Source organism: Kitasatospora sp. NPDC085464 (assembly GCF_044541955.1).
Lineage (GTDB): Bacteria > Actinomycetota > Actinomycetes > Streptomycetales > Streptomycetaceae > Kitasatospora.
Genome location: NZ_JBITTM010000052.1, coordinates 1 through 26,998, shown reverse-complemented (window position 1 = coordinate 26,998; position 26,998 = coordinate 1). Strand labels below are relative to the sequence as shown.

Here is a 26,998-nt window from a genome sequence, read left to right as displayed (position 1 = left end):
GCGCGCCCGCGCCGTCAGGCCGGCCCGGCCCCCGGGCCCGCCGCGCCGCCGCCCTCCCAGTCCCAGCCGGCGACGGCGTCGCGCAGCAGGCGGACGGCGGCGGGCAGGCGGGTGCCCGCGCCCCAGGCGAGGGTGAGGGTGCGGCGGCAGTCGGGGGAGTCGACGGCGACCCAGGCCAGCGGCAGGCGGGTGGCGGTGCGGCGGCCGACGGCGGGCACCAGGCCGATGCCCAGGTCCGCGCTGATCAGTTCGGCGATGGCGCCGACCTCGTCGACCTCGCAGACGATCCTGGGCACCAGGCCGCGCCCGGCGAACAGCCGCTCCAGCAGGCGCCGTTGCCAGTGCCCGGGGCGGGCGGCGATGAACGGGTGGCCGGCGATCTCGTCGATGCCGACCGCGGTGCGGGCGGCCAGCGGGTGGCCGGGGGCGACGGCCAGCCCGACCGCCTCGTCGAGCAGCGGGACGGTCTCCAGCCCTTCGGCGGCGATCGGCTGGGAGACGACGGCGAGGTCGACGTCCTGGGCCCGCAGCCGGCGGGCGGCCTCCTCGGCGGACAGCTGGTGCAACTCGATCTCCACCCCGGGGTGGGCCCGCTTGAACGCGGCCAGCGGCCCGCTGAAGGCCAGGAAGGTCTCCGAGGCCAGCCGGACCGTGCCGAAGCCCTGCCCGGCGGCCTCGGCCACCGCCCGCCGTCCGGCGGCCAGTTCGCCGAGCGAGCGCTCGACGTGGCCGCGGAAGATCCGCCCGGCCTCGTTGAGGCGCAGCCGCCCGCCCCGGTCGAACAGCGGGGTGCCCAGCTCGGCCTCCAGGCGGGCGATGCTGCGGCTCAACGACGGCTGGGCGACGCGCAGTTCCTCGGCCGCGCGGCTCAGGTGCTCCAGCCGCGCCACGACGAGGAACTGGCCGAGCGTGTGCAGGTCCACCGGCGTCCGTCCCGTCCTGTCCCCGTGTCCGTGGCGACGGCACACCGCCATCCCTGGTCCTGCAGGGTATCCGCGGCTTCGGACGGGCCGGCGGGCAGTGCACCAGCGTGGGTGCCGCCGGTGCGGGAGACGTGGGCACGGGCAGTGCCCGCCGCTCCCCCGTGCGGCGGGCACTGCCGGAACCGGAAACCCGGTGACGATCCGTGACGATGCGTCAGGGGCGGTCGAGCGTGATCGAGTTGATCGGCCCCAGGTCGTAGTACACCCCGTTCTGCGCCGGGATGTCGTAGACGCAGTTCGTGCCGCCCGAACCGCGGCACAGGTGCGCGTGCGCCCCGCCGGTCTGGTTGTTCAGCACCCAGTGGTTGCCGAACTGGTTGCTCAGGTTGTGCGCGCCGTAGCTGTAGTAGACGTCGGTGGGGGAGACGGCCGGGTTCTGGTTCTGCGGGTAGATGCAGACCGCCCCGGACGGGCAGCCCGCCCAGGAGCCGTCCGCGGCGCCGGCACTGCCGGTGCCCATCGCGGTCAGGGCGGCGGTGGCGAGGCCGAGGGCGGCCAGGGCGTGGGTGATCCTGCGCATGGGGTGGTTCTCCCTTGGCTGGTACGGGGCCCGGCGATCGGCCGGACCGGTGCCCGTCAGCCTAGGAACGCGGCGCCCCCGGCGGTCCCTGACATCTGACAGGGGCGTGGCTGCTTGCCCCCCGCCGCCCCGCGCCCCCGGCCTCCCGGCCGGGGGACCCCCGGGGCCTCAGCCGGTGGCGACCCCCGGCGTCAGGCCCAGCCGCTCCGGACGGGCCGGCGGGCGCAGCTGGTCGGGCGTCAGCTGATCGCGGCGGGCCTGCCAGGCGAGCAGCCGGGCCCGGGCCTGCTGGTTGCGCTCCGCCGCCGCCCCGTCCGCGGCGGGAACGGCGTCCGCCTCGCGCAGCAGCACCCTGGCCGGACGTTCGTCGGCGCCGGGCAGGACGTCCAGGACGAGGAAACGCGCACCCGGCGGGAAGACCACCTCCGGGTCCCCGTCCTCGGCGATCACCGACGTCCGGCGGCCGGTGGCCGACCACACCAGGAACTCCGCCGACGTCCCCGGGAGGAGGTCGGCCTCCGGAGTCCCGACCAGCGGTGCGGGCTCCGTCAGCAGCGCGTCCCGCACGTAGTGCCGCAGCACCTCCTCGTCCGCGTCGGCGCCCAGCAGCACGGGCCCCCGGTGGTTGGGCAGCCGGCGCAGCCCGGAACCCAGGCACGCCAGGTACGGGTCCAGCGCCCCGGCGCCGCCGGGCCGACGGGCCGCCGCCACCAACTCGGCCCGGGACGCGGGCAGTCCGGTGTCCGCGTGGTGCAGGTAGACCGCCGCGAGGTCGTCCTTCAGGTCGTCACGGGCCTGCGACCGCAGCGCCGGCAACCGCAGGGCGACCTGCTCGGCTCGGCTGGCGTAGCGGTGGAAGTGCGGGCCCAGCAGGGCCCGGAACGCCGCCCGCTCCGCGGGGGTGGACGGCCGGCCGGCGGGGAACGCGCCGTCCGGCGCGACGAGCCGGGACACGGCGGTGCCTTCGGTGTCGCCGGCGTCGGAGTCGCCGTTGCCGGTGTCGCCGTCCGGCCCGGCCGTGGGGTCCACGGAGACGGGGCCGGGGACGGGGACGGGTTCGGGGACGACGGGGACGGGTTCGGTGACGGCGGGTTCCACGGCGGCGGGCCCGGCGCCCGGACCGACGGGTGCCGCTTCGGGCGCCGGTTCCGGGTCGGGTTCGGTGTCCGGTGCGTCGGGGAGCGGGGTACGGGCGGGGGCGGGTGCCCGGGGGCCGCCCGTGGTGTCGGGGCCGGCGGAGGTGGCCGCCCAGGTGGGCGGTTCGGGGAAGCCGGGGCCGGGGTCGGTGTCGGCGCCGTCCGGGTCCGGGCCGGCGGGTGGCACCGACGGCCCGGGTTCGGGTTCGGTGTCCGGTGCGTCGGGGAGCGGGGTACGGTCGGGCACGGCCGGGCGGGCGGTCTCCGGCGCGGGGCCCGCGTTCAGGAGCAGCCCCGGTACCGCCGCGCCCGGGACGGTGAGCGCCGTCAGCAGGCCGTCCACGGCGGCCAGCACCTCCGCCGGCACCGTACGGTCGGTCACGCCCGCGATGAGCACCGGACGGGCCGGGTCGGGGTCGAGCAGCCGCGGGCCGTGGTCCAGCGGCGGGTCCTCCGGGCGCAGCCACAGGCCGGCCGGGACCGCCTCCAGGCACCAGCCCGCCACCGGCGCGCGGTAGAGCGCGGGGCCGCAGGACGTGGTGCCGTCGGGCAGGGGACGCCAGGCCGAGGCGACGACCCGGCCGCGGCCGGGGGAAGCGGTCAGCTCGGTCAGCCACGGCTCCCAGCCGGGGATGCCGTCGGCGTCCAGGATCCGGGCGGAGCAGCCGTCCCCGGTGCGCATCGGCAGGCCGACGGCGGCCCGGACGTCGTGGCCCAGCTCGGCCGCGAGAGCGGCGGCCAGGGCGACCAGGGCCGTCGTGGGCGCCCAGGGCGCGCTGACCAGCAGGTCGTCCGGGGCCGGGTGGACGCGGCGCAGCCGCTCGGCGACGCCGGCGGCCTCGGGCAGCGGCGCACCGGGGTGGCCGACCACCAGGACCAGGGTGCCCGGCGTCGCCGTGGTGCGGGCGAGCAGGCCGGGCCGGACGTCGGGGGCGGGCTCGTCGCGGAACCAGTAGCCGCGCGGCAGCACGGTCACCAGCGGGTCCCCGTCGAACGGGTCGCGGTCGCCGCCCGCCACGGGGGAGGGTGCGGGCGGTGGCGGTGTCCGGGGGGCTGTCGGGCCGGTCGCGACCGGTACGGCCGTGCCCGCCACCGGCGCGGGGAGGGCCGCCGGGTCGGGGACGGGGTCGGGGACGGGGTCGGCGGCAGGCACCGGGCCGGTCGCGACCGGTACGGCCGTGCCCGCCACCGGCGCGGGCAGGGCCGCCGGTGTCGGTGCGGGTGCGGGTGCGGGGGAGGGCAGGGCGGCGGGCACCGCGCCCGCCGCGACCGGCACCGCCGGCACCGCCGGCACCGCGCCCGCCGGGTCCGCCGCCCGGGCCCGGGCCGCCGCCGCGCCCGCCGGCGCCGCCGCCGTCTCCGGCAGCGGCCACACCGGCCCGAGCCGGCGGGTGCGCCCCGCCGGGGTGAACAACCACCAGGAGGACGGCTCGCCGTCCTCGGCGCCGCCGCTCAGCAGGGTCCCGTCGGGCCGCAGGGTGACGACGCCGTCGGGCGCGACGATGCTGGTGGCGGCGAGTTCGGCGATCCGCTGGGCGGGCCGCCGTCCGTCGGCCTGGCCGGCGGCGAGGCCGGAGGCGGCGAGGACCAGGGTGGCGGCCCGGCGGGCGGCCGCGGTGCGGGCGAGTTCGTCCAGGCCGGCGAGCAGGACGGGCTGCGCGTCGGCGGCCGCCGCCAGCACCGTCACGGTGCCGACCACCGCCGGCAGCAGGGCCAGCGCGTCGGCGAGGTCGGCCGGCAGCACCGCCGTCGCCTCGGTCCCGTCCGCCGTCCCGCCGGCCGCGCCCCGCGCCGGGCCGGGCGCGATGACGAAGTGCGGGCCCGCCTCGTGCAGCACCGCGGGCGCGGGTGCGGGCGCCGGCGCCGGGACGTCGCGGTGACGGGCCAGCCAGCGCCGCACCGGCGCGCTCCCGGCGCTCACCGCTGCGCCCCGTCGGCGTCGTCGAGGACCGCGGTCTGCACCTGCACGGTGCGCCGCCGGGTGATGTGCAGGGCCCGTCCGGGCGGGAACGTCCGGGGTTTGGTGTTGCCGAACAGGAAGCCCTCGCTCGGCGGGCAGGACAGCAGCACCGCCGGGGTGTTGACCTCCTCCAGCTTGCGCAGCAGCTGGTCGGAGGAGGCCCGTCCGATGCCGTTGGCGCTGCGCGCCACGATCAGGTGCAGGCCCAGTTCGGCGCCCTGCGCGAGGTGGTCCAGCAGCGGCGCGAACGGGTGGGCGGTGATCCCGCCGGGGGAGCCGGCGACCAGCTCGTAGTCGTCGATCAGGATGAACAGCTCGGGGCCCTCCCACCAGTCACGCAGCCGCAGCCGCTCGGGCGGGATGTCCGCGCCGGGCAGCCGGTTGCCCATCGCCCGTGCCGCGCCGTCGACGATCTGGCGCAGCACGTCCACGGCGACCGCGTGCCCGAGCCGGTACTCCTCCGGTACCGCGCCCTGCAGCACCCGGCGGTAGTCGACCAGCATGATGCGCGCCTCGTCGGGCCGGTAGGCGCCGGTGATGCCGGCCGCGACCAGCTTCAGCAGGTTCGTCTTGCCCGACTCGCTGTCACCGACGACCACCAGGTGCGGCGTTTCCTCGAAGTCGTGCCACAGGGTGTCCATCGACACGTCCTGCAGACCCAGCGGGACGCGCAGCCGGCCCTCGGGCGCGGGCAGCGCGGCGGCGGGCAGCTGCAGCGGCAGCATCCGGACCTCGGGCGCGCGCGGCCCCGTCCAGTGCTCGGCGACGGCGTCGACCAGGTCCGCGACCCCCTCGCCGAGGTCGTCGGTGGCGCCGTTGCCGTCCATCCGGGGCAGCGCGGTGAGGAAGTGCAGTTCGTCCACGGTCAGACCGCGGCCGGGGACCTTGGGCACCGTCCCCGCGACGCGCATGCCGATCGCGGAGTCGACCGGGTCGCCGAGGCGCAGCTCGAAGCGGGTGCCCAGCAGGTCGCGCAGCGCGCCGGTGACCTCGCCCCAGCGGGTGGTGCCGACGACCAGGTGGATGCCGTAGTTGAGGCCGCGCTGGGCGATCAGGGTCAGCACCGGAGCGAGGTCGGGGAACTCCTGGCGCACGGTGTTCCAGCCGTCGATCACCAGGAAGACGTCGCCGTGCGCCTCCTGCGGCAGCTCACCGGCCGCCAGCATCCGGCGGAACGCCGCGACGGAGTCGATGCCGAGTTCGGCGAAGCGCTGCTCGCGCCGCGCGAGGATCGCGTTGACCTCCGCGACCGTGCGCACCACCCGCTCGGGGTCGTGCCGCCCGGTGACCCCGCCCACGTGCGGCAGCCCGCGCAGCGAGGACAGCGTCCCGCCGCCGAAGTCCAGACAGTAGAACTGCACTTCGCGCGGGGTGTGGGTGAGCGCCAGCGCCGTCATCAGGGCCCGCAGCAGGGTGGACTTGCCGCTCTGCGGGCCACCCGCGATCCCCACGTGCCCGCCCGCCCCCGACAGGTCGGCGGTGAGCAGGTCGCGCACCTGCTGGAAAGGCCGGTCGACGACACCGACCGGAACGCTCAGCGTGCCGCGGCCCGCCGCGCCCTCGGTGGTCAGCCCGTGCTCCGGGTGCGGCGCCAGCGGAGGCAGCAACTGGTCCAGGGTGGGCGGCACCCCCAGCGGCGGCAGCCACACCTGGTGCGCCGGCGGCCCCGCGTCCAGCAGCATCCCGGCCGCGATGGCCAGCAGGCTGCCGCTCTCCTGCTCCTCCTCCACCTCCGGCTCCTCCGGCACCAGGACGGGCTGACGCGGTGCCACGTACCCGGTGCCGTACGCGGCGACCTGCCCGGCCGCGGCCTGCCGGCGCACGGCCGCGGGCCGCGGCGCCCGGTAGGGCCCGGAGACGTACGCGGCCTTGAACCGGGTCAGGGTGGCGATGTCGCTGCGCAGGAACCCGTTGCCGGGCTGGGACGGCAGGTGGTACGCGTCCGGCACCCCCAGCACGCCCCGGCTCTCCATCGCCGAGAACGTCCGCAGCCCCACCCGGTACGACAGGTGCGACTCCAGCGCGTGCATCCGGCCCTCGTCCAGCCGCTGCGAGGCCAGCAGCAGGTGCACGCCCAGCGACCGGCCCAGCCGGCCGATCATGATGAACAGCTCCATGAAGTCCCGGTGCGCGGCCAGCAGTTCGGAGAACTCGTCGACCACCACGAACAGCGTCGGCAGCGGCTCCAGATCGGCCCCGCCCGCCCGCGCGGTCTCGTAGTCCAGCAGCGAACTGTAGTTGCCCGCCGCCCGCAGCAGCTCCTGACGGCGCACCAGCTCACCGTGCAGCGCGTCCCGCATCCGGTCCACCAGCGCCGCCTCGTCGGCCAGGTTGGTGATCACCGCCGAGGTGTGCGGCAGCCGGTCCAGCCCCAGGAACGTCGCACCGCCCTTGAAGTCGACCAGCACGAAGTTCAGCACCTCCGAGGAGTGCGTCAGCGCCAGCGCCAGCACCAGCGTGCGCAACAGCTCCGACTTGCCCGACCCGGTCGCCCCGATCAGCATCCCGTGCGGACCCATGCCGCCCTGCGCCGACTCCTTGATGTCCAGCTCCACCGGCGTGCCGTCCGCCGCGATCCCCAGCGGCACCCGCAGCCGGTCCGCGATCCCGCGCCGCGCCCAGCTCAGCGCCACGTCGTGCCGGTGCAGGTCCCGGATGCCCAGCAGCGACGCCAGATCGAAGTCACCCGCCAGCGGCTCCCCGGCCTCCACCTGGTCCCCGAGCCGGTACGGCGCCATCAGGGAGGCCAGCCGCCGAGCCGCCGGCAGCGACAACGCGTCCGGCCGCCCCAGCTCCGTCACCTCGTCACGGTGGTTGCGGTCCGCGCCGACCATCGCCAGCCGGCCCTCCTCGATCCGCAGCCGCAACCGGTGCCGCAACGGCTTCCACTCCAACGCGTCACCCAGGTCCAGCAGCACCGCGTTGCGCCACCCCGCCAGCGCCGCCCGGCTGCCCGCACCCGCCTGCGGACCGTCCAGCACGATCACCGTGAACGGCTCGTCCCGGCCCGGCTGCGCCTCCGGCTCCCACGGCCCGCGCCCCGCGAACTCCGCCCCCAGCACCTGCTCCAGCTCCGCCAGCGACCCCGCCACCAGCCGCACCGGCCCCAACGCGTCGGTGTCCACCGGGTGCAGCGCGTGCGGCAGCCACTTCGCCCACTCCCACCGCTCCCGGTGCTCCGCGTCCGTCACCACCGCGATCCGCAGCTCGTCCGGCGCGTGGAACAGCGCCAGCTGCGCCAGCATCGCCCGCGCCAGCGCCCGCGCCGCCTCCCGGTCGTCACCGCGCACCAGCACCTGGGCGTACCCGCGCACGTACACCGCGATCGGCTGGTCCGCGACCGTGCCGTAGGCGTGGATGAACCGCCGCAGCGCGTGCGCGCACAACGGCTCCAGGTCCTCCACCGGCTTCGTCGACAGCGGCGCCAGCCGCACCGCCAGCCGCTGGTGCCCCACCCCGATCCGCACGTCACCGAAGTCCGGGTGCGCGCTGCGCCGCTCCCACAGCCGCGAGGTGCGCACCAGCGACGCCACCGTCGACGGAGCCGGGTGCCGCCAGGCCAGCGCCTCCTGCTGACGCACGATGTGCCCGCGCACCTGCCGGCGCATCTGCGACAGGTACCGCAGGTAGTCCCGCCGCTCGGCCCGCAACTCCCGCTTGCGGTCGCTGGAACCGCGGATCAGCGAGGTCACCAGCATGCCCACCGCGGACAGGCCCATCATGCCCACCGCCACGTAGCCGAGCACCCCGCCGCCCTCACCGGGACGCAGGAACACGAACACCATCGACAGCGAACTCAACGCCATCGGCGCCATCGAGATCATGCTCGACATGCCGCTCTGCGACTCCGGCAGGACCGGCGGCTCCTGCAACTGGATCTCGCCGTCGGGCATCGCCGGACCGGGACGCCGAGGCGGACGGTCGACCAGCACCACACTCAACGCAACGGCTCCTCGCACCAGGGGGGACGGCCGCGAAGCCCCCGCGGTCCGGGGCGCCGTCCGCCCAGGACCACGGACGGCGCCCCGCCCCGGGTTCACCCGCCGTACGGAACCCGCCACCCGCCGGTGAACCCCGCGGCCCCCGCCGCCCGTGGCCCAGGGTGAAGGAGACCGCCCCCGCGGGGCGGACGGCCCAGGCCGTACGGACGTGAGGAGAGCCTTGAACGGGAGCGCCAACGGGACCGCAGTCGCCGGACTGTGCCGACTGAGGTTCCACGCACCCGAAGCGGTGTTCGACCTCGCGGTCCCCGCCGACGTGCCACTGGCCGACCTGCTGCCCGCCGTCCTCGCCCACGCCGGCGACGACCTGGAGGAACGGGGCACCGAACACGACGGCTGGATCCTCCAACGCCTCGGCGAACCGCCCCTGGACGAGGAACTCGGCGCCGACGCCCTCGGCCTGCACGACGGCGAGGACCTCCACCTGCGCCCGCGCCGCGACCCCCTGCCCGAGGTCCACTACGACGACCTCGCCGACGGCGTCGCCACCGGCATGCGCGAACGCCCCGACACCTGGCGCCCCGCCCTCACCCACCACGTCGCCCTCGCCCTGGCCGTCACCGCCCTCGCCGGCGGCCTCGCCCTCCTCCTCCTGCCCGGCCCGCCCCACCTGCGCGCCGGCGCCGCCGCCGTCACCGGCCTGTTCCTGCTCCTCGGCGCCCTCAGCGCCTCCCGCGCCGTCGGCGACGCCGGCGCCGGCACCGCCCTCGGCGCCACCGCCGTGCCCTACCTCGCCCTGGCCGGCGCCCTCCTCACCACCGGCACCGGACCCTCCGCCACCGGAGCCCGCCTGCTCGCCGGCGGCTGCACCGGCGCCGGAGCCGCCGTCCTCGCCATGGCCGCCGTCGGCTGCGCCGCCCCGCTCTTCCTCGGCCTGGTCCTGCTCGCCCTGCAGGTCACCACCGCCGGCGCCCTGCTACTCGGCGGACTGACCGCCCCCGCCACCGCCGCCGTCCTCGCCGTCCTGCCCGTCGCCACCGCCTCCTTCCTGCCCGGCCTGTGCTTCCGCCTGTCCGGCCTGCGCCTGCCCGCCCTGCCCCGCAACGCCGAGGAACTCCAGGAAGGCATCGAAGCCGTCCCCGCGGCCTCCGTGCGCTCCCGCAGCGCCGTCGCCGACGGCTTCCTGACGGCCTTCCACCTCGCCCTCGCCCCCGTCCTCGCCCTCTGCCTGGTCACCCTCACCGGCCGCGACGGCTGGGCCCCCACCGCCCTGACCTGCGCCCTGGCGCTCCTGCTCCTGCTGCACGCCCGCGGCATCGGCAGCATCCCCCAGCGCCTGGCCGTCCTCGTCCCCGGCGCCCTGGGCCCCGCCCTGCTCATCGCCCACCTCGCCGCCGGCCGGTCCACCGCCGAGCGCACGGGCCTGCTCGCCGCCCTGGTCGCCACCGCCGCCGTCCTGGCCGCCGTCTCCTGGACCGTCCCCGGCCGGCGCCTGCTGCCCTACTGGGGCCGCGCCGCCGACCTCCTGCACACCCTCGCCGCCGTCAGCGTGCTCCCGCTCGCCCTCGCCGCCGCCGGCGCCTACCACGGGCTGCGCGCCATCTCCGGCTGAAGCCCGCCGCCACCCGCACCCGCACCCGCGCACCGCCCGCGCGAGCCGACCCGACGCCCCGCCCCGAGGAGAACCACGCCATGCAGTCGAAGCGCGACCAGGTGCAGGCCCACCTGTTCGTGATGGGCCGCCTCGCCACCGGCATGCTCCGCGGCGAACCCGACGCCCCCGACGCCCCCACCGCACGCACCTCCCGCGGCATCGTCACCGGCACCGTCATCGCCGTCCTCGCCTGCCTGATCGCCGCCGTCTACGGCGTCCTCGTCCCCGGCGGCGCCACCGGCTGGAAGAAACCCGGCACCCTCGTCCTGGTCAAGGAGAGCGGCGCCCGCTACCTCTACCTCGACGGCACCCTCCACCCCCTGCTCAACGAGACCACCGCCCGCCTCATCGCCGGCGACCAGCTCACCGTCGACCAGGTCAGCACCCACTCCCTCGCCGGCACCCCCCGCGGCACCCCCCTCGGCATCCTCGGCGCCCCCGACGGCCTGCCCGAACCCGGCCGCCTCACCACCGCCCCCTGGCTCGCCTGCGCCGCCCTGCGCCCCGGCCCCTCCGGCACCCGCACCCCCCACCTCGCCCTCGCCGTCGACCCCGCCACCCGCGGCACCGCCCTCACCGACAACCAGGCCCTCCTGGTCACCGCCCCCGACGGCACCGCCCACCTCCTGTGGCACGGGCGCCGCCTGCGCCTGGACACCCGCAACGGCGCCCGCCAGGCCCTCGGCCAGAGCGCCGCCACCGCCCAGCCCGTCCCCCAGGCCTTCCTCAACGCCCTGCCCGCCGGCCCCGACCTCGCCGCCCCCGACCTCGACCAGCGCGGCACCCCCGGCCCCGACCTCGCCACCCGCCCCACCCGCGTCGGACAGCTCTTCACCGGCCCCAACGGCGACCCCTACGTCCTCACCGCCGCCGGACTCACCCCGCTCACCCCGATGGCCTTCGAACTGCTGCGCAACGACCCCCGCACCCAGCAGAGCGCCTACCAGGACGCCGCGGTCACCCCCGCCGCCGTGTTCGCCGCCGACCTCGCCGCCCACAGCGCACCCCCCGCACCGGCCACCAACGCCGCCACCGCCCTGCCCACCACCGTGCCCGAACTCCTGACCGCCCCCCAGGGCCGCGACGTCTGCGCCGAACTGCGCCCCGGCGACCCCGGGCCCACCACCGCCGTCACCCTCGTCGACGACACCGCCCTGCAGGGCTCCGCCCCCACCGTCCAGCCCGGCGTCGAGGCGCCCTGCGCCACCGCCGACACCATCGCGGTGCGCCCCGGCGGCGGCGCCCTGGTGCGCGCCCTGTCCACCGCCGGCACCGGCACCACCCTGTACCTGGTCACCGACACCGGGGTGAAGTACCCGCTGCCCTCACCGGCCGTCGCCAAGCAGCTCGGCTACGGCGAGGCCGCCCCGCCGGGCGTCCCCGAGGCGCTGCTGACCCTGCTGCCCACCGGCCCCAGCCTCGACCCGGCCGCCCTCACCGGCGCCCCCGCCGCCCCCGCGCCCGCCGCCCCCGCACCTGCCTGCCCGCGGTGAACCGGCCGCCGACACGGCGCCGTTGACCTGAAATGAACCCGGCATCCGCGCCGGGCCGACGGAGAGGAGCCCCCGATGGTGAACACCCTGCAGACAGAGGACACGGTCGTCCGCAACGTCCTGGCGACCCTGCAAGGCCACATCGACACCATGCTCAGGGCCTGCACGAACATCCAGGACATCAACACCGAGATCCACCAGCACTTCCAGGCCGCCTGCAGCGACCTCTACCAGCAGAAGATCAACGACTGGACGACGCGCTACCGGCAGCTCAACAGCGCCTACAGCACCTTCCACGAGAACTTCGCGGCCGGGCACAACACCATCAACACCGCCCACTCGGAGGCCCTGGCCACCGTCAACGGCTCCGGCCCCTCCAGCCTCAGCCTGGACATCAGCAACGGCCTGAACCCCAAGTAGCAGCCGGCCGCCCGGCACCGACCCGCACCACCGACCCGCACCACCGACCCGAGGGGAAACCGATGGCCGCGAACGACGGACACATCACGCTCAACCACGCCAACATCGACGAGGCCGCCGACGCGCTGGCCGCGGCCGGCGGCGCCATGCACGACGCCATGGAGAACCTCCGCACCGCGCTCCAGAGCACCGAGGGCCAGCTCCAGGGCCAGCTCGCCACCGCCGCCCGGGAGTTCCGGCTGATGCTCGACGCCCAGGAGTCGGAGATGACCAACGACATCTCCGCCGCCGCCGGCACCCTGAGGACCATGCACGGCCTGCTGCGCGACGCCGACAAGCGCGCCGCCGCGGGCGTCGGCTGATGGCGACGCCCGAGCCGCCGAACTACGAACACACGCTCAGTGTCGACAAGGACGACCTCCAGTACTTCGCGAACACGGAGATCGGCGGCCTGCTGGACGACCTGAACCAGAACCCCGGCTACAACGTGATGCAGCGCTACGCCGGGATGCTGAACGACACGGGCAACTCGCTGCTGGTGGGCAACAAGTACTTCTTCGCGGACTCGGTCGTCCTCGACTTCAAGAACCTGGCCACCGGCCTGGCCACCGACCTCGGCACCCTCAAGGCCCAGATGCGTCAGGCCCAGATCAAGATCCAGCTGACGCTGACGATCATGGACGAGGCCCATGAGAAAGCCATGACGGCGGCCGAGATGATGGAGGTCCTCACCAAGGTGTCGACCGCCACCGCGCCCAAGTCGGGCAGCTGAAAAAGTAGTTGACCGTACCGAGCATGTGGGGGCACTGATGGCCGTGAGCTGGGAGCAGGTGCTCACGTTCTTCGCGGGCCCGGACCAGAAGATCGTGGACCGGACCAAGGTCGCGGAGCTGCCCACGGGCGCCAAGTCCTGGATCAGGACGGATCAGGTCAAGAAGGGCGAGACCGGCGCCGACTTCTACTTCGGGGACAAGTCCGACGTCGGGAAGACGGACATGGCCAAGGAGGGCGAGAGCAGGCCCGACGTCTGGTGGGCGTGGAACTTCACCCGGAGCAGTGGCAGCCACAGCCACATCCTGGTCGGGATCCCGGTCAACTACACGGACTGGGGCAACGACACGGACAAGCCGCTGTCCCAGTTCATCCACCAGCACGAGGGGATCTTCAGCCCGCTGGCGTCCGGCGGCGGCAACGCCGCGATCGACCCCCGGAGCCTGCGGGCCGCAGCCCAGGGCCTGCGGGACGTGGGCACGTGGCTGGAGACCTGGTACCCGCGGGTGAACAAGTGGGTCGACCTGATCGACGGCCCGGACAGCAACTGGCAGGGCGACGCGGCCGGCGAGTTCAAGATGCTGCTCAAGCGGTACGCGCTGGAGATCGAGACCATCCGCCTCCAGCTGGACACGGTGAACCACCCGCACGACCTCGAAGCGGCGGCCGACCAGATCCCGAAGACGGTCACGGGCCTCTACACCGTCCACCAGCAGTGGTGGGACTCCGGGACCCTGTGGCCCTCCCACGCCATCTACCAGGCCCTGGAAGAGGCGCTGAGGGGCGTCACGCCGACGGTCGACGCCTCCGGGAACGCGACGGCCATCCCCTCCAACACGCTCGGCGACGCCCTGCACGACTCCTTCTACGTCCTGCTGGAGCAGCGGGCGAAGGAGATCTGGCGCTCCAACGCCGCCGTGTACCTCGACGCGCGCAAGGGCGGGACCGGCGGCGGGACCGACCCGACGGACGCCCTGAACACCGCCTACAAGCAGCTGGTCACGGACTTCGGCCGCGGCTACGTCAACATCAGCCTGGACCTGCCCACCCAGGCGCCCCCCGGCCCGGGCACCGGCGACGGCACCGGCGGTGACGGCAAGGACGGCAAGGGCGGTGACGGCAAGGGCGGTGACGGCAACATCGACCTGGGCGGCGGCAGCGGCGGCGGGGGCGGCGGCTCCGGCAGCAAGTTCGACCTGGGCGGTGGCAGCGGCGGCGGTGCCGGCAAGGGAGGCGACGGCAAGGGCGGCGACTCCAAGACCCACCTGCCCCCGCCGCCCCCGGTCATCGGTCCCGGCGGGGGAGGCGGCAGCGGCATCGGCGACGGCGCCGGCACGCCCATCCTCGACAAGGACCACAAGCCCGTCCTGGGCGCCGACAAGAAGCCGGTGCTGCTGCCCCCTGGCGGCTACATCGGCAAGGACGGCCAGGTGTACGACGCCAACGGCCAGAAGGTGATCGGCAAGGACGGCAAGCCCGTCGTCGTCCCGCCGGGCTCGGACGTCCCGCCCGGCACGGGCGGCGGCGTCTACGGGCAGAACGCCAAGGTGCCCAGGGGCTCCAGGGTCCGCGAGGACGGGACGGTGATCGGCCCCGACGACAAGGAGGTGCTGGACCGCGACGGCAACCCCGTGGTGCTGCCCAAGGGCGGCTCCGTCGCCGGCGACGGCACCCTCCTGGACTCCACCGGCCGCCCGATCTCCGACATCTCCCAGCGCTACACCGACCGCCAGCACGCCATCGACGCGATGGTCGGCAGCGGCGGCAGTGGCAGCGGCAGTGGCGGGGGCGGGACCGGCAGCGGCGGCGGCATCCGCCCGCCGTCCAGCGGGGACGACTGGAAGCTGGACCTCGGCTCCTCCTTCGGCGACTACGGCTCCGGCGGTGGCGCGGACTCCGGCTCCGGCGGCCCGGGCTCCTACGCCGGCCTCCTCGGCGGCGTCGGGGGAGTGGGCGGCTCCGGCGGCATCCCCTCCGGCGGCTCGCTGCCCAAGCTGGTCGGATCCGGCGGCGGGCTGAGCGCGCGAGCCGTCGAGAACAGCGGCGGGCTGGCCCCGGGCGGCAGGACGGCGGCCGCCGCGGCCGCCGAGTCGGCCGCGGCGGAGAAGGCCGCGATGCAGAAGGCCTCCGCGCTGGCGGCCGAGGAGCAGGCCGCGATGCGCGGCCGGTCGGTGTCCACCAGCGGCGGCGGGATGCCGATGATGCCGCCGATGGGCGGCGGCATGGGCGGTGGCATGGGCGCGGGCCAGGGCGAGAAGGACCGTCAGCGCACCACCTGGCTGGCCGAGGACGAAGAGGTGTGGGGCACCGAGACCGGTGCGGTCAACGGTGTGATCGGCCGCTGAGCGGCGGGCACCACCGGCAGGCAGGGCGGCGTCCCGGCAGGGACGCCGCCCCGGGAAAGGACACGGAGAAGGCATGTCGTACTCGTTCGAGGACCAACTGGACCGGGCCCTGGCCTCGTTGGAGGAACAGAAGGAGAGGCTGGCCGAGTCGACGCGCAGGATGCAGGCGATGACCGCCGAGGCCAGGAGCAAGGACCGGATGGTCACCGCGAAGGTCGGCCCCCAGGGCGAGCTGCTCGCGCTGAGCTTCCACACCACCGCCTACCAGTCCATGGCGCCGGCCGAGCTGAGCGCCGTGCTGAAGGACGTCCTCAACGAGGCCAAGGCCCGGATGGGCGAGCGGATCGCCGCCGAGATGCGCGGCTTCGAGGGCGTCGGCGAGACGCTGCGGATGAACTTCACCGGCGAACGCGGCGACGAGGACCCGTTCGGAACCGGCGGCGCCCTGGACCTGGACGCGCTGCTCGCCCCGCTCACCGCGATGCGCCCCGGCGCCGACCAGAGCGTCAAGTCCCGCAAGCAGGAAGAGTTCAATGGCTGACAGGCTGCGCAAGGAGTCGGGCCTCAAGCAGGCGTTCGCCAACTTCGACGACGTGGCCGCCCTGGTGGAGAAGATCAACACCGAGGTGGAGGACATCAACACGAAGAACGTCAAGGCCGGCGGCGGCGACGACATCGGCAAGCAGTACCACGAGAAGATCGACAAGCCCACCGCCGACCTCACCGGGCTGACCACGCAGATCCGCAACAAGCTGAAGGCGATGTCCGCCCACGGCCAGGGCACGGCCGACCTCTTCGACGCCGCCGACGACCACGGCCGCGGCCTGGTGTGAACCGCCTCCGCTAGGGATCGGCCCCGGCGCCGGTCCCGCGCGCCTGCCCGTCCGTTCGCCCGCTCCCGCCGGCCCCCGCACCCCCCGTACCGCCAGCACCGCCCCGGAGGCCCTGCGCCATGTCCCACTCGTCCATCCACGTCTCCCCGGGCGTGGCGCAGTTCTTCCACATCATCAGCGGCATGCCCTGGCCCGAGTCGGACGAGGGGCTGCTGCGGGACGTCCGGGACGACTACCTCGCGCTGGCCCAGGACCTGCCGAAGCTGAGCGAGTACATCCTCGACGCGGTGCAGACCTGCGACAAGCGGATCGAGGGCGAGGCCGCCAAGGCCTTCAGGCGGGAGTGGAGTCAGTTCACCAGCCAGGACCCGAGCGACGACCCGCTCCGCAAGGCCGGTGAACTCTGCACCCAGCTGGCCGAGTTGGCCGGCAAGGTCGCCAACACCGTCGAGTACACCAAGTGGATGGCGATCGGTCAGCTCGTCCAGCTGATCATCGAGATCGCCTTCGCCATCGCCTGGTCCGTGTTCACCGGCGGCTTCTCCATGGTGCAGCTGGAGTGGCAGAAGATCCTGACGCGGCAGTTCCTCCTCCAGCTGCTGAAGAAGCTCGCGCTGCTGATCGCCATGCACACCTTCGGCGGCGTCGTCGGCGGCCTGATCCTGGACGCGATCATCCAGGGCATCCAGTTCGAGCACGGCGACCGCCACGAGTGGGACAAGGACCTCACCAAGCAGGCGGCGATCTTCGGCGCGCTCAGCGGCGCGATCGGCGGGCCGCTCAGCCTGATCGGCGAGGGCCTGGGCAAGCTGCTCGGCGGCCGTCTGGCCAAGCTGTTCGTGCAGAGCGCGCTCGACGACGTCATCAAGGGGCTGGCCGGGGGAACCCTCAAGGGAGCGGGCAAGGAACTCGGGGAGGACGCCGCGGCCGGAGCCCTCAAGGGGGCGGCCAAGGAACTGGCCGGCAGCGTGGCGGGCGGCACCCTCAAGTCGGGCATCAAGGAACTCGGGGACGGCGCCGTCAAGGCGGGCGCCAAGGAAGGGGCCAAGGCCGGCGGCGAGGGCCTCGGCCACCTGCTCGGCAACGAGGCGGCCGAGCGGTTCGCGAAGGGCATCTCCAACCTCCTGAAGGAGAACGCCCAGTACCTGACCAAGGGCTTCAAGGCCGGACGCAAGGTGGGCGCCGCGACCGGCGAGAAGTTCGTGCGACAGCTCGGCGAGCTCTTCGAGAAGGAACTCGGCCAGGAGCTCGGCGCCAAGTTCGCCCGGGAGATGGGCGAGCACATCGGCAGGCAGTTCGCCGAGCACTCGCTCAAGACGGTGATGAAGGAGAGCAGCAAGGAAGCGCTCACGGAGACCCTGGAGAACCTCGCCAAGGACGGCGCCCGGGTCGCGCTCACGCCCGAACTCAAGCTGCTGGTCGAGAAGATGCCCGAACTCGCGGGCGGCGTCAACAGGATGAACAAGATGTTCCACCTCGGGCACGTGCTGGGCAGCCAGATCGAGTCGGGCATCAACCAGTACCTCACCGAGGGCATCTACAACACGATCTACAACGGCGAGTGGCAAGCCAGCGGGATGAGCTTCGTCGGCGGCTTCATGATGGGCGGGATGCGCCACATGATCATGGGGCTCGCCTCGCCGCTGACCCTGCGCTACGCGGACTTCGTCCGCGGCCTGGAGAGCTCCCGGATCACCGACGAGTCCGGCCCCAACTACCCCCTGACCCACCCGCTGACCATCCTGTCGGTGATCAGCAACATCGGCGGCCACTCGGCGCCCTTCCCGGTGCCCCGGCCCGGACACATCGACCAGATCGCCGGGACGCACCTGTCGGGCGGCGACGGCGCCCCGATCAAGTCGGGCGCCTCGCTGTCCGGCTCCACCCTCCTCGGATCCGGGAACCACCACCGGGAGGAGAACGGCGACGGCGTCCTCGCCGACCCGAAGGGCAAGACCAGCTTCAACTCCTCGGTCGACGGCGGATGGGACCCGAAGGCCCCCGCCCGGCCCGTCGAGACGCAGTCCCGCGGCGACGAGCGCACGACCGCCCCCACCCCGCCGAAGTCCACCACGGCGCCCGGCGACCGGGAAGCCCCCGTCACCCCGCCCGTGCCCCGCAAGACGGGCGGCGGACCCGGGACCACCGAGTCCGGCACCACCGGCGCGGGCGCACCCAAGGCCGGCAACCAGGGCAGCGGCAACCAGAGCGGCGGCAACCAGGGCGCCGGGAACCCGGTGAACGGCGGGGAACGCGGCACCACCGCGACGGCCTCCGCCGACGCCAACGGCCGCGACGGCGCCGTCAAACCCCAGCCGCAGCCCAAGCCCACGTTCGACCCGGCGCGCCGCACCACGGTCGTCGACGAGCACAACGAACCGCCCCTGCACCAGCCCCCGACCTCGACCGGCGGCGGCCCCGGGGGAGCGGGCCGGCACCCCGGCAGCACGGACACCAGCCCGCAGCCGCAGGAGAACACCGCCCACCGGAGCCCGGCCGCCTCGCCGCCGCCGGTGCGCACCAGCGCCGGCGGCCCCGGCGACGGCAACGGCACCGCGCCTGCTGCGCCCGGTCACCCGGACCCGAACGGCCCGGCCCCGAAGACCCCGGACCCGAAGAGCCCCGGCCCGAACGGCCCGAACGGCCCGAACGGCCCGGACGCGAACCGCCCCGACCCGCAGGGCCCCGTGCCGCCCGCCACCCCGCCGCGCGACCCCGAGCCCGGCGGCCCCGCCGACCCGCACACCCCCGACGGCCCCGCCACCTCCCACACGGCCTCCGGCCACCCCTACCACCGCGTCGACGCCCCCGAGCACGCCAAGGCACCCGCCGGCGACGAACGGCGCACCTCCTGGCACGACAAGCAGAAGGAGATCGCCGAGCGGCACGACGCCGTGCTCGCCGAGGCCGAGGCCAAGGAAGCCCTGCACGGCGACATCGAGGACCGCCTGATCGACATCCACGCCGACCTGCCCCGGGAACTGCGCACCCTCACCGGCCCCGGCACCGAGGCGTGGCGCCGCACCGCCGCCGACCTGCAGACCGACATCGAGGCCCGCCCGCACGAGCGCCAGGAGATCCTCGACGCCGCCGCCGACCGCCTGGAACTGGCCGGCGCCCGCGAACTCGCCCTGCGGGTCGCCGTCGGCCGCTTCGAGCACCTGCTGACCGAACGCGGCCTCGACCCCGCCGCCACCGGCGGCGACCACCTGCACGCGGAGATCCGCCGCGAGGCCACCGAACGCTTCCGCTCCGACGCCGAACGCGACATCGCCCAGCTGTACGCCACCCGAGCCGACGTCACCCCCGAACGCAACGCCCTCGCCGCCCGCGCCCTGGAACACCGGCTTCGCCGGGCCGCCGGGGACCTGGACGTCCGGCAGGCACGCGCCACGCAGACCGAACGGATCGAACGGGCGGTGGACGACGCCCACGCCGACTGGAAGCGGGACGACCTCACCGAGACGGACCGCGCCCTGCTGGACGCCGCAGGCGTGCCGAAGGACGCCCGGGTCTCGGAGGAGGCCCGCGACCAGATCGCCGAGGCCATGCGGGAGCGGATCGCCGACTTCCACGGCCGCTACCAGGAGCGGACGGCCCAGCACGTCGACGAGACCGAGCCGGGTGCCCGGCGCCCCGGCGGTACCGAACCGTACGGCGGCCGCCGCGACGAGGACGCGTTCCTGGGGATCCAGGACGAGAACGGCGAGGACCTCGCCGCCCTCGACTCCGCCGTCCAGGGGAAGGAGCAGCTCGAAGCCGACTTCCGGGCCGGCTTCGAGAGCCACCGGAGCGGGCTGTCCCACGAGTTCACCGTCCAGGCGGTCCGCGAGACCGTCCTGAAGCGCTCCGTCGACGCGGTGGACGACGCGGCCGCGGCGTGGAAGGCCAGCGCCCCCGACCAGTTCGGCCCCGAGACGCTGCGCGAACTCGGCCTGGCCGACGGCCCGTCCCCCCGCGCGGTGGCCGCCGCCCGCGCCGACCTCGCCCGCCGCGCCGACCGCCTCGTCGCCGAGCACACCGCCGCCGGGCGCGACCCGGACCGGCTCAAGGCCGAACTGGACCGGCTGACCTCGCAGGCCGAGGCCAACCGTCTGCTGGCCCTGCACGGCGCCCGCGAGGAGGCGGTGCGCGCGGCCGAGGACACCGCCCGCGCCGAGGTCCCGCACGACCTGGGCGGCCCCGACGCCGCCGACCACCGCACCGACCCGGCGGCCTCCGTCGAGACGGCCCTGGGACGGCCGGTGCGCGGCGCCCGCACCGACCGCTCGGAACCGCCGGCCTCCGCCGCGGCCCGGCGCGTGCGCGAGGGCTACACCGAGCGGGTCCGCGCCGCGTTCGACGAGCACTTCCGCTCCCTGCTGCGCGACCCGGACGCCGACCACAAGGCCGACCTGCGCGGGCAGTTGGAGCAGTGGCGGCGCGAGCGCGAGCGGCTGACGCAGGGTCTGGAGGAGCACGTCGCCTTCGAGCGCGCCGTGCTGCCCGCCCGCGAACACGCCGCCGCCGGCTACGACCGCCTCGCCGAGGGCCGCCGGGTGTCGCCGGAGGAGGTCCAGGAGCTCAAGACCCGCTACGGCGGCGAGTTCTTCGACGCCTACAAGGAGCACTGGGGGCCCGAGGACCTGGACGGCGACCGCTGGCGCGGCCACGAGGCGGCCAACGAGAACGTCTTCGGCCGCCCGCACGCCGAGAACCGGCCCGAGAACCGGCCCGAGCACGAGACGGAGCACAAGCCCGAGCACACGCCCGAGCCGACCCCCGAGCACAAGCCCGAGGCGGAGACCGAGACGGAGCGCAAGCCCGAGCCGATCCCCGTGCCCGGACCGCGCACCCCGTCCGGCCCGCCCGTCCGCCCCCGGGACACCGTCCCGGAGCCGTCCTCGGACAGGAAGCCGGGCGGCGGCCGCCCGAAGGACCACGAACCCGTCGAGCGGGGCGACCTCCACCCGGACACCCCCGCACCCGAGGGCGACCGGTCCGGGCCGGTCGGACCGCTGCGGGACCAGGCGGGCCGCACGGTCCGGACGACCGGCCGGGACCACGAGGACGCCGGGCCCCGCCGGGAGACGCAGGAGCAGGAACGCCGGGAGGTGGCCGGGAAGGACCGCCGGGCCGCCGACGAAACCGTCTACCCGGTGGCGCAGCACACGCCCGCGCAGGCCCCGCCGCCCCCGCCGCCGCCCCCGCCGCCGGGTCGCGGGACCGGTGCGCCGGTGCCCCCGCCGCCGCCGGGTGGTGGCCCGCCGGTGCCCCCGCCGCCGGGTGGTGGCCCGCCGCCTCCGCCGGTGGGTGGTCCGCCGCTGCCGCCCGTGCCGGGTGGTGCGGGACAGCCCCTCGCCATGCCGCTCGTGCCGGTGGTCTCCCGCGGGCCGGCCCAGGAGATCCGGGAGCAGCACCGCGTCGAGGACGAGCAGCATCTCGCCGCGATGCCGCCGCACGCCGGCGAGCCGCCGACCGTGTCCCCGGCCGACGCCGCCCTCGGGCAGCAGCTGCACCAGCGCTACCCGCGGGTCAGCCTGGTCGACCCGGGCTCGCCCGGCAGCGGCCACCAGGTCGCCTTCCTGAGGGTGCTGGAGGGCCTGGCCGCGATGGGCTACCGGGGCGAGGTCCACCTGACGTTCGCGAGCGGCAAGGCCCCGTTCTACGCCGAACGGCTCGGCCGTGCCGCCGACATCGGGCACCCCCGGCACTCCTACGGGCTGTTCCACGGTCCGTGGACGGGCGTCCACCGGGGGATGCGGGTGACCGCCCACCCCGTGGGCGCGCCGCTGGACGTCGCGTACCGGGTGAGCGAGCGGCGGCTCGTCGCCGATCTGGAGACGTACTGGAAGTACTTCGCCTGGAGCGGGGCGAGGCCCGAGGAGTCCTGGCTGGTCTCCGCCGGGGCGAACGCGAACGTGCGCAGCCGCTACCTGGGCAATCCGGGCAATTCTCCGCAGATCCAGACGGACTTCCGGGCCTCCGTCACGAAGGAGGACAACCGGGACCGGACGATCAACCCCGCCCAGCACCTGACCTCCGACCTCCTGAGGGCCGGCGCCCAGTCCTCCGGACAGGGCCGGACGCTGACCGTCTTCGCCGCCCTGGACGCACCGCACGGCGAGGACGCGGCCGCCTACTTCGAGCAGAACCTGGCGTCCTCCCTGCGGGAGATGACCGGGGAACAGGACCCGGACGCCCTGGTCCTGCAGCCCTTCCTCTGGGACAGCCACCCCCGGCAGATCCGCCGCGGGGGCGACGTCCTGGCGGAGCTGTGGCACGACCAGGGCGCCACCGTCACCTACCCCTTCCGCCCGCAGCCCGTGCCGGCGGACCTTGCGGGCCACGTCCGCGACCACTGGCCCGAGGCCACCGGTCCCGACGACCAGGTGCCGGACCTGGTCGCCGACCTCCTGCGACGCGCCCAGGACGGCGAGATCCGGCTGGTCACCGCCTACTACGGACAGATCGGCGACGGCACGGTCCGCCACCGCGACATGGCCACCCGGATGGAGGCCGCCCTGCGGGCGCTGCCCGACCCGTCCCGTCCGGCGGTCGTGATCCTGCTCGGCGCCGAGCCGAACGAGGTCCAGAACCACGCCGACCTGCTGACCGGCCTCCAGGACGTCGCCGCCGCCCAGGCCGGCGACGGGGGCGTCCACCGCCTGCGGCTGGGACGCGTCCAGCCGGCGGTGATGGAACTGTTCGAGCAGCGCTCGACCCTGGTCGTCACCGAGGGTGCCAACACGTGGCAGGAGATCCTCACCCTCGCCACCCCCGGCATCTCGGCCCGCCCCGGCGGCGAGACCCGCCCCTGGACGCTGGCACCGAACGGCACCCCGTCACAGGGCGGGCACCGGATCGGTGAGGCCTCGACGGCACTCGCCACCGGGAACACCACCGAGCTGAGCACGTTCCTGCACGGCCTGGACGACCAGAACGGCGAGGTGCACCAGTACCTGGACGTGTGGCGCGACGCCCTGGGCGCCGACGCCAACGACCAGTTCCGCAGTGCGGTCGAACAGCTCCTCGGCCAGCCCGAACACCCGGCCGGGGAGAACGCCGGGGCGGCGACGGCCGTGCACCACAACGCCCAGGCACCGGTGGCGCCCGCCGCCGGGGCTCCCGCCGTCGTGCCCCCGGCCGCGCCGCCCGTCACCCCGGGCGCGGTGCTGCCCGCCTCCGCCTGGGCGGACATCCGCACCCTCGCGCCGCCCGCCCGGATGGACACGGTGCGCTTCGACCCCCTGGTGCGTGGCCAGGCCGGCCCGGGCGACATCGCCGGCCCCGGCGTGCGCGACCACTACGAGAACCGGCAGCGCCTGCTCGGCGGCCTGCACGGCGCCGCGACCGTGATCGGCTATGACGCGCGGCGCTTCGAGGTCCGGCCCGGCCACTGGGTCACCGAGTTCACCCTGCGCCTGCACCTGCAGGGGCCGGACGGCCACCCGCTGCCCCCGCACGAGGCCGCCCGGACGCTCGACCGGGCCCGGGACGTGGTCGGCGAGCGGTTCAACGAACGCTTCCACCTGCCCGGCGGCGACCAGGTGCACCTGCGGATCGAAGGCGCGCAGACCGAGCACGGCGCGCACCGGACGGTCACCGTGGTCCCCGGCGGCGAGCGCAGCAACCAGACCCGCTGGTCCGACCAGAGCCCGCCCGGCGTGGTGCTGCACGAACTGCTGCACTTCCTCGGCCTGCCGGACGAGTACGTCGAACCGGTGACCAGGCCGGGCGACGCCTACGCGCTGCGCCGCCGCGACTGGTGGGCCGGCGAGAACGGGGTGATGGGCACCGCGGCCTACCGGGACGACTTCACGGTGCTGCCCCGCCACCTCCAGCGCATCGAGGAGGTCCTGCGCTCGGGCCCGGTCCTGCGCGACCTGACCCACGAGCAGCACAGCTCCCGCCCGGACACCGCCCAGGCACCCGCCCCGCTGACGGAGGAGCACCGGCAGGCCGAGGGACCCGTCGCCCCGGCACCGCCGAACGCGGTCGCCCACGTCACCGAGAGCCCCGTCCACAGGCCGCCGAACGCCCCGGTCCCGGTGCACGAGTCACGCGTGAACGTGCTGGACGGCGGCCGGCTCCACCACGTCGTCAGCGTGCCCGGCGACGGCGACTGCCTGCTGCACGCCGTCCTCGCCGGCGCCCGCGGACTGGACGGCTGGGAGCACCCCGACCTCACCGTCCACGGGCTGCGCGAGCTGGCCTCGCAGTGGTTCCGCAGCGACGCCGGCGCCGCGCTGCGCCGCAACGCCGACGCCACCGGCCGGCGGCCCGTGGACCGGCTGGAGCCGCACGAGCGCGACCGGACCTGGCAGGTGTACCGCAGCCCGGGCGACGAGCAGCCGTCGACGCTGTCCGCGCGCGACCTCGGGAACCTGCGCATGAGCGACCTGCTCGACATGGGACTGCGCAACCGGTCCCTGTGGAACACCTCGTTCTACGACGAGGCGCCGGCGGTCATCGCCCACGCCCTCGGCATCCACCTCGTGGTCCACGAGGGGAACGGCCGCACCGCGTTCAACACCGAGGCGACCGGCCGCGAGGTGCACGTCTACCGCGACCCCGGCAGGGGGCCGGGCTCGGCCGCGCACTACGCGGAACTGCGCCCCGACACGCGCGGGCCGCAGGCGGTGGCGACCGAGCGTCCCGTCGACCCGAAGGTGGCGAAGGAACTGACCGGGCGGGTCCAGCCGGACATCGTCGTCGTCACCCTGGAACCCGGGCAGCCGGTCTTCCGGGTGACCGACGCGTGGACGCTGCGCGGGTACCTGCTCCAGGGCAAGATCGGCGCGGTCAAGAACAAGGAGGGCTGGTCCCAGCTGGGGCCCGGGCTCTACACCGGCCACGACTTCGACCACGCGGCCACCTACAGCGACACCCTCTCCGGCCTGCCGGTGGTCATGGAGTTCGTCCTCGGCCGCGCGGCCACCGGCCTGAAGGTGAAGAACATCACCGAGGACTGGACGGCCAAGGAGGTCCCGGAGACGCTGAAGAAGTACGACTTCCTCACCGACGGGACGCAGTTCAAGTTCCACCCCCACTTCTACGAAGGCCTCATCCGGGACGGCGGGCAGTCCGCGGACAAGCAGAGCGGCCTGCGCATCGCCGGCCTGAAGGTGAAGGAGGGCGCATCGGTCTGGAACCACTACCGGACCGAGGACTTCGTCCCGGAGTTCGAGGGCTACCTGATCAAGGCGCACCAGGACAAGGCCCGTCAACTCCCGCACGGCGACGACGCGGCCGCCCCCGCCCACGAGCCGGATCCCGTCCCGAAGAGCGAGGCCCTGGAGGCCGCCCCGCCCGCCGCGCCCGGAGACCTCCGGCGCATCCGCTACCGCGAGCAGGCCGAGGCCTACGAGCGGCGGCTCGCCACCCACCTGCTCGACCGCGCCGACGTCCGGCGCGAGGTCAAGAAGGTCGTCGACCTGGCCTGGTCCATGACCACCAACGACAAGGACAGGACCCAGTTCGGCTCCAGGAGCACGGGCACGACCGGCATGGTCGGCACCGACCGGCACATGCTGCAGGAGGTCGTCGACGGCGGAAACCTCCGGGAACGCATGGCCCTGCTCTACAACGGCTACACCTCCAACCACTTCGCCAAGCTCGTGCGGCAGCGGCAACTGCCGCGACCGGAACAGCTGAAGCAGGAACGGCAGGACCGCCACGACATCGGCGCGGAGGTCGTCACCCCGCTGACCGCGGAGATCAAGAAGGCCTACGGGGAACTGCTGAAGCCGGCCGCCGAGCGCGGGCAGCAGACGCCCTTCGAATCGTTCCGCACCGATGAACCGTACGGACCCGTCATCGAGGGGATCCGGAACGCCTACGCCGGGATCCAGGGCCAGCAGATCCCCGAGTGGGACCGCAAGCGGGTGGTCGGGGACGCGCAGAAGGCCGCGGAGCGCCAGGCCAAGAGCATCCTCGAAACCGACCGCAACCCCTTCGACGTCAACCCGCCGCTGGGCCGGGGCGAGTGGTACAGCGCCGTGGAGAAGGACGGCCGGCTCGGCTGGCAGCCGGGCGCCAAGTCCTTCCACTACAAGCTGGGTACCGACTTCCAGCAGGCCGCCCACGACAGCGGCGGGCTGGTCGTCAGCGGCACCTCCGGCACGGCCTTCGGGATGCTCCAGGCCGTCAAGGAACTCGTCAAGACCGACGCGGGGAAGGCCAAGCTCGCCGAACTGGGCGAAGGACCGGTCGACTTCGAGCGGCTGCGGCTGGCCCTGCTCGGCTGGATGCTGGAGTCGGAGGACCACAGCTTCCACGAGATCATGAGCGGCTCCCGCCTGTTCTCCGAGAGCCTCACCCCCGAGGAACGCGCGAACCCGAACCTCGCCAACACCGACCTCACCTACAGCGACACCTACCACCGCTACCGCTTCCTCCCGCCGCTGACCGAGCAGGAGCTGCGCAGGGACGTGGCACCGGAAGGACTCTTCCCCGACGAACACCTGGTGGGCGAATGGTCCGTCCACGACCCGGAGTTCGCCGACCCCTCCGCCGACACCCCGCCCGGCGGCGAACAGCCCGCCCACGACGACCCGCCGGCCACCATCCACGACACCGTCCACGACAACGGCACCGTCCACGACGACCACACCGACGGGCACCGGCCCTCCGCCGACGGCGGCCTGGTGACCCATGCCATCGTCGGGGCGAACGGCGGCAGCGTCGGACGCTCCTTCCACACCACGGCGGACTTCACGCTGCGCGGCGAGACGCACCTGAACTTCCCCTCGGAGCGGACGAGCGCCGAACACCAGGTCAGCAACCCGGACTTCGTCCCGAAGAAGGCCGTCCGCCCGGACGGCGGCTTCGACTGGGAGGCCTACCGGCGCGGCGACAACAAGCCCGGCGAGCGCGACGGCGCCGACGCCGACGTCCGGGTCCCCTGGGACCCGAAGTCCACGCCGTACTTCGCGAACCTGCACGGCTCCCCGGAACAGCT

At 74.9% G+C, this 26,998-nt stretch carries 12 protein-coding genes and 1 pseudogene; 9 read left to right on the top strand and 4 right to left on the bottom strand.

Annotated elements, in window-relative coordinates; translation table 11 throughout:
• Positions 1 to 14: 14 nt before the first annotated feature.
• The 4 genes from ACIGG8_RS34780 to eccCa all read right to left on the bottom strand — a co-directional run bounded on the left by ACIGG8_RS34780 (position 15) and on the right by eccCa (position 8,492).
• Entirely contained in the window at positions 15 to 923 is a 909-nt protein-coding gene (locus ACIGG8_RS34780) for a LysR family transcriptional regulator (protein WP_396552621.1), read from the bottom strand.
• Between the two features lie 214 nt (positions 924 to 1,137).
• Positions 1,138 to 1,503 carry a hypothetical protein gene (locus ACIGG8_RS34775; protein ID WP_350519395.1) on the bottom strand — a complete coding sequence of 122 codons (366 nt, stop codon included), beginning with the start codon at positions 1,501 to 1,503 and terminating at the stop codon, positions 1,138 to 1,140.
• Positions 1,504 to 1,671: 168 nt separating this feature from the next.
• Positions 1,672 to 4,560: a hypothetical protein gene (locus ACIGG8_RS34770; RefSeq protein WP_396552620.1), complete on the bottom strand. Its 2,889-nt coding sequence runs from the start codon at positions 4,558 to 4,560 to the stop codon at positions 1,672 to 1,674.
• Positions 4,557 to 8,492, bottom strand: coding sequence for a type VII secretion protein EccCa (gene eccCa, locus ACIGG8_RS34765; protein ID WP_396552665.1), 3,936 nt, complete (start codon positions 8,490 to 8,492; stop codon positions 4,557 to 4,559). The genes ACIGG8_RS34770 and eccCa overlap by 4 nt, the downstream gene beginning before the upstream one ends.
• Before the next feature lie 268 nt (positions 8,493 to 8,760).
• Between eccCa and eccD the strand changes: the two genes are divergently transcribed.
• The 9 genes and pseudogenes from eccD to ACIGG8_RS34720 form a co-directional block, all read left to right on the top strand.
• Complete coding sequence (eccD, locus tag ACIGG8_RS34760) at positions 8,761 to 10,152, top strand: type VII secretion integral membrane protein EccD (RefSeq protein WP_396552619.1); 1,392 nt, start codon at positions 8,761 to 8,763, stop codon at positions 10,150 to 10,152.
• Positions 10,153 to 10,232: 80 nt separating this feature from the next.
• A complete protein-coding gene (eccB, locus tag ACIGG8_RS34755) occupies positions 10,233 to 11,687 on the top strand; it encodes a type VII secretion protein EccB (RefSeq protein ID WP_396552618.1) in 1,455 nt (484 codons plus the stop codon).
• A 75-nt stretch (positions 11,688 to 11,762) separates the two neighbouring features.
• On the top strand, positions 11,763 to 12,107 hold the full coding sequence (locus ACIGG8_RS34750) for a hypothetical protein (RefSeq protein WP_396552617.1): 345 nt from the start codon (positions 11,763 to 11,765) through the stop codon (positions 12,105 to 12,107).
• Positions 12,108 to 12,169: 62 nt separating this feature from the next.
• Positions 12,170 to 12,469 (top strand): hypothetical protein, encoded by a 300-nt coding sequence (locus tag ACIGG8_RS34745; protein WP_396552616.1) that lies wholly within the window; start codon positions 12,170 to 12,172, stop codon positions 12,467 to 12,469.
• A complete protein-coding gene (locus ACIGG8_RS34740; protein WP_350519402.1) occupies positions 12,469 to 12,879 on the top strand; it encodes a hypothetical protein in 411 nt (136 codons plus the stop codon). Before ACIGG8_RS34745 ends, ACIGG8_RS34740 begins: the two co-directional genes overlap by 1 nt.
• A gap of 37 nt (positions 12,880 to 12,916) precedes the next feature.
• Complete coding sequence (locus ACIGG8_RS34735) at positions 12,917 to 15,223, top strand: hypothetical protein (protein ID WP_396552615.1); 2,307 nt, start codon at positions 12,917 to 12,919, stop codon at positions 15,221 to 15,223.
• Between the two features lie 73 nt (positions 15,224 to 15,296).
• On the top strand, positions 15,297 to 15,764 hold the full coding sequence (locus ACIGG8_RS34730; protein WP_396552614.1) for a YbaB/EbfC family nucleoid-associated protein: 468 nt from the start codon (positions 15,297 to 15,299) through the stop codon (positions 15,762 to 15,764).
• Positions 15,757 to 16,056, top strand: coding sequence for a hypothetical protein (locus ACIGG8_RS34725; RefSeq protein WP_350519405.1), 300 nt, complete (start codon positions 15,757 to 15,759; stop codon positions 16,054 to 16,056). The genes ACIGG8_RS34730 and ACIGG8_RS34725 overlap by 8 nt, the downstream gene beginning before the upstream one ends.
• 119 nt (positions 16,057 to 16,175) lie before the next feature.
• A pseudogene (locus ACIGG8_RS34720) lies at positions 16,176 to 26,998 on the top strand (hypothetical protein); the annotation flags it as partial.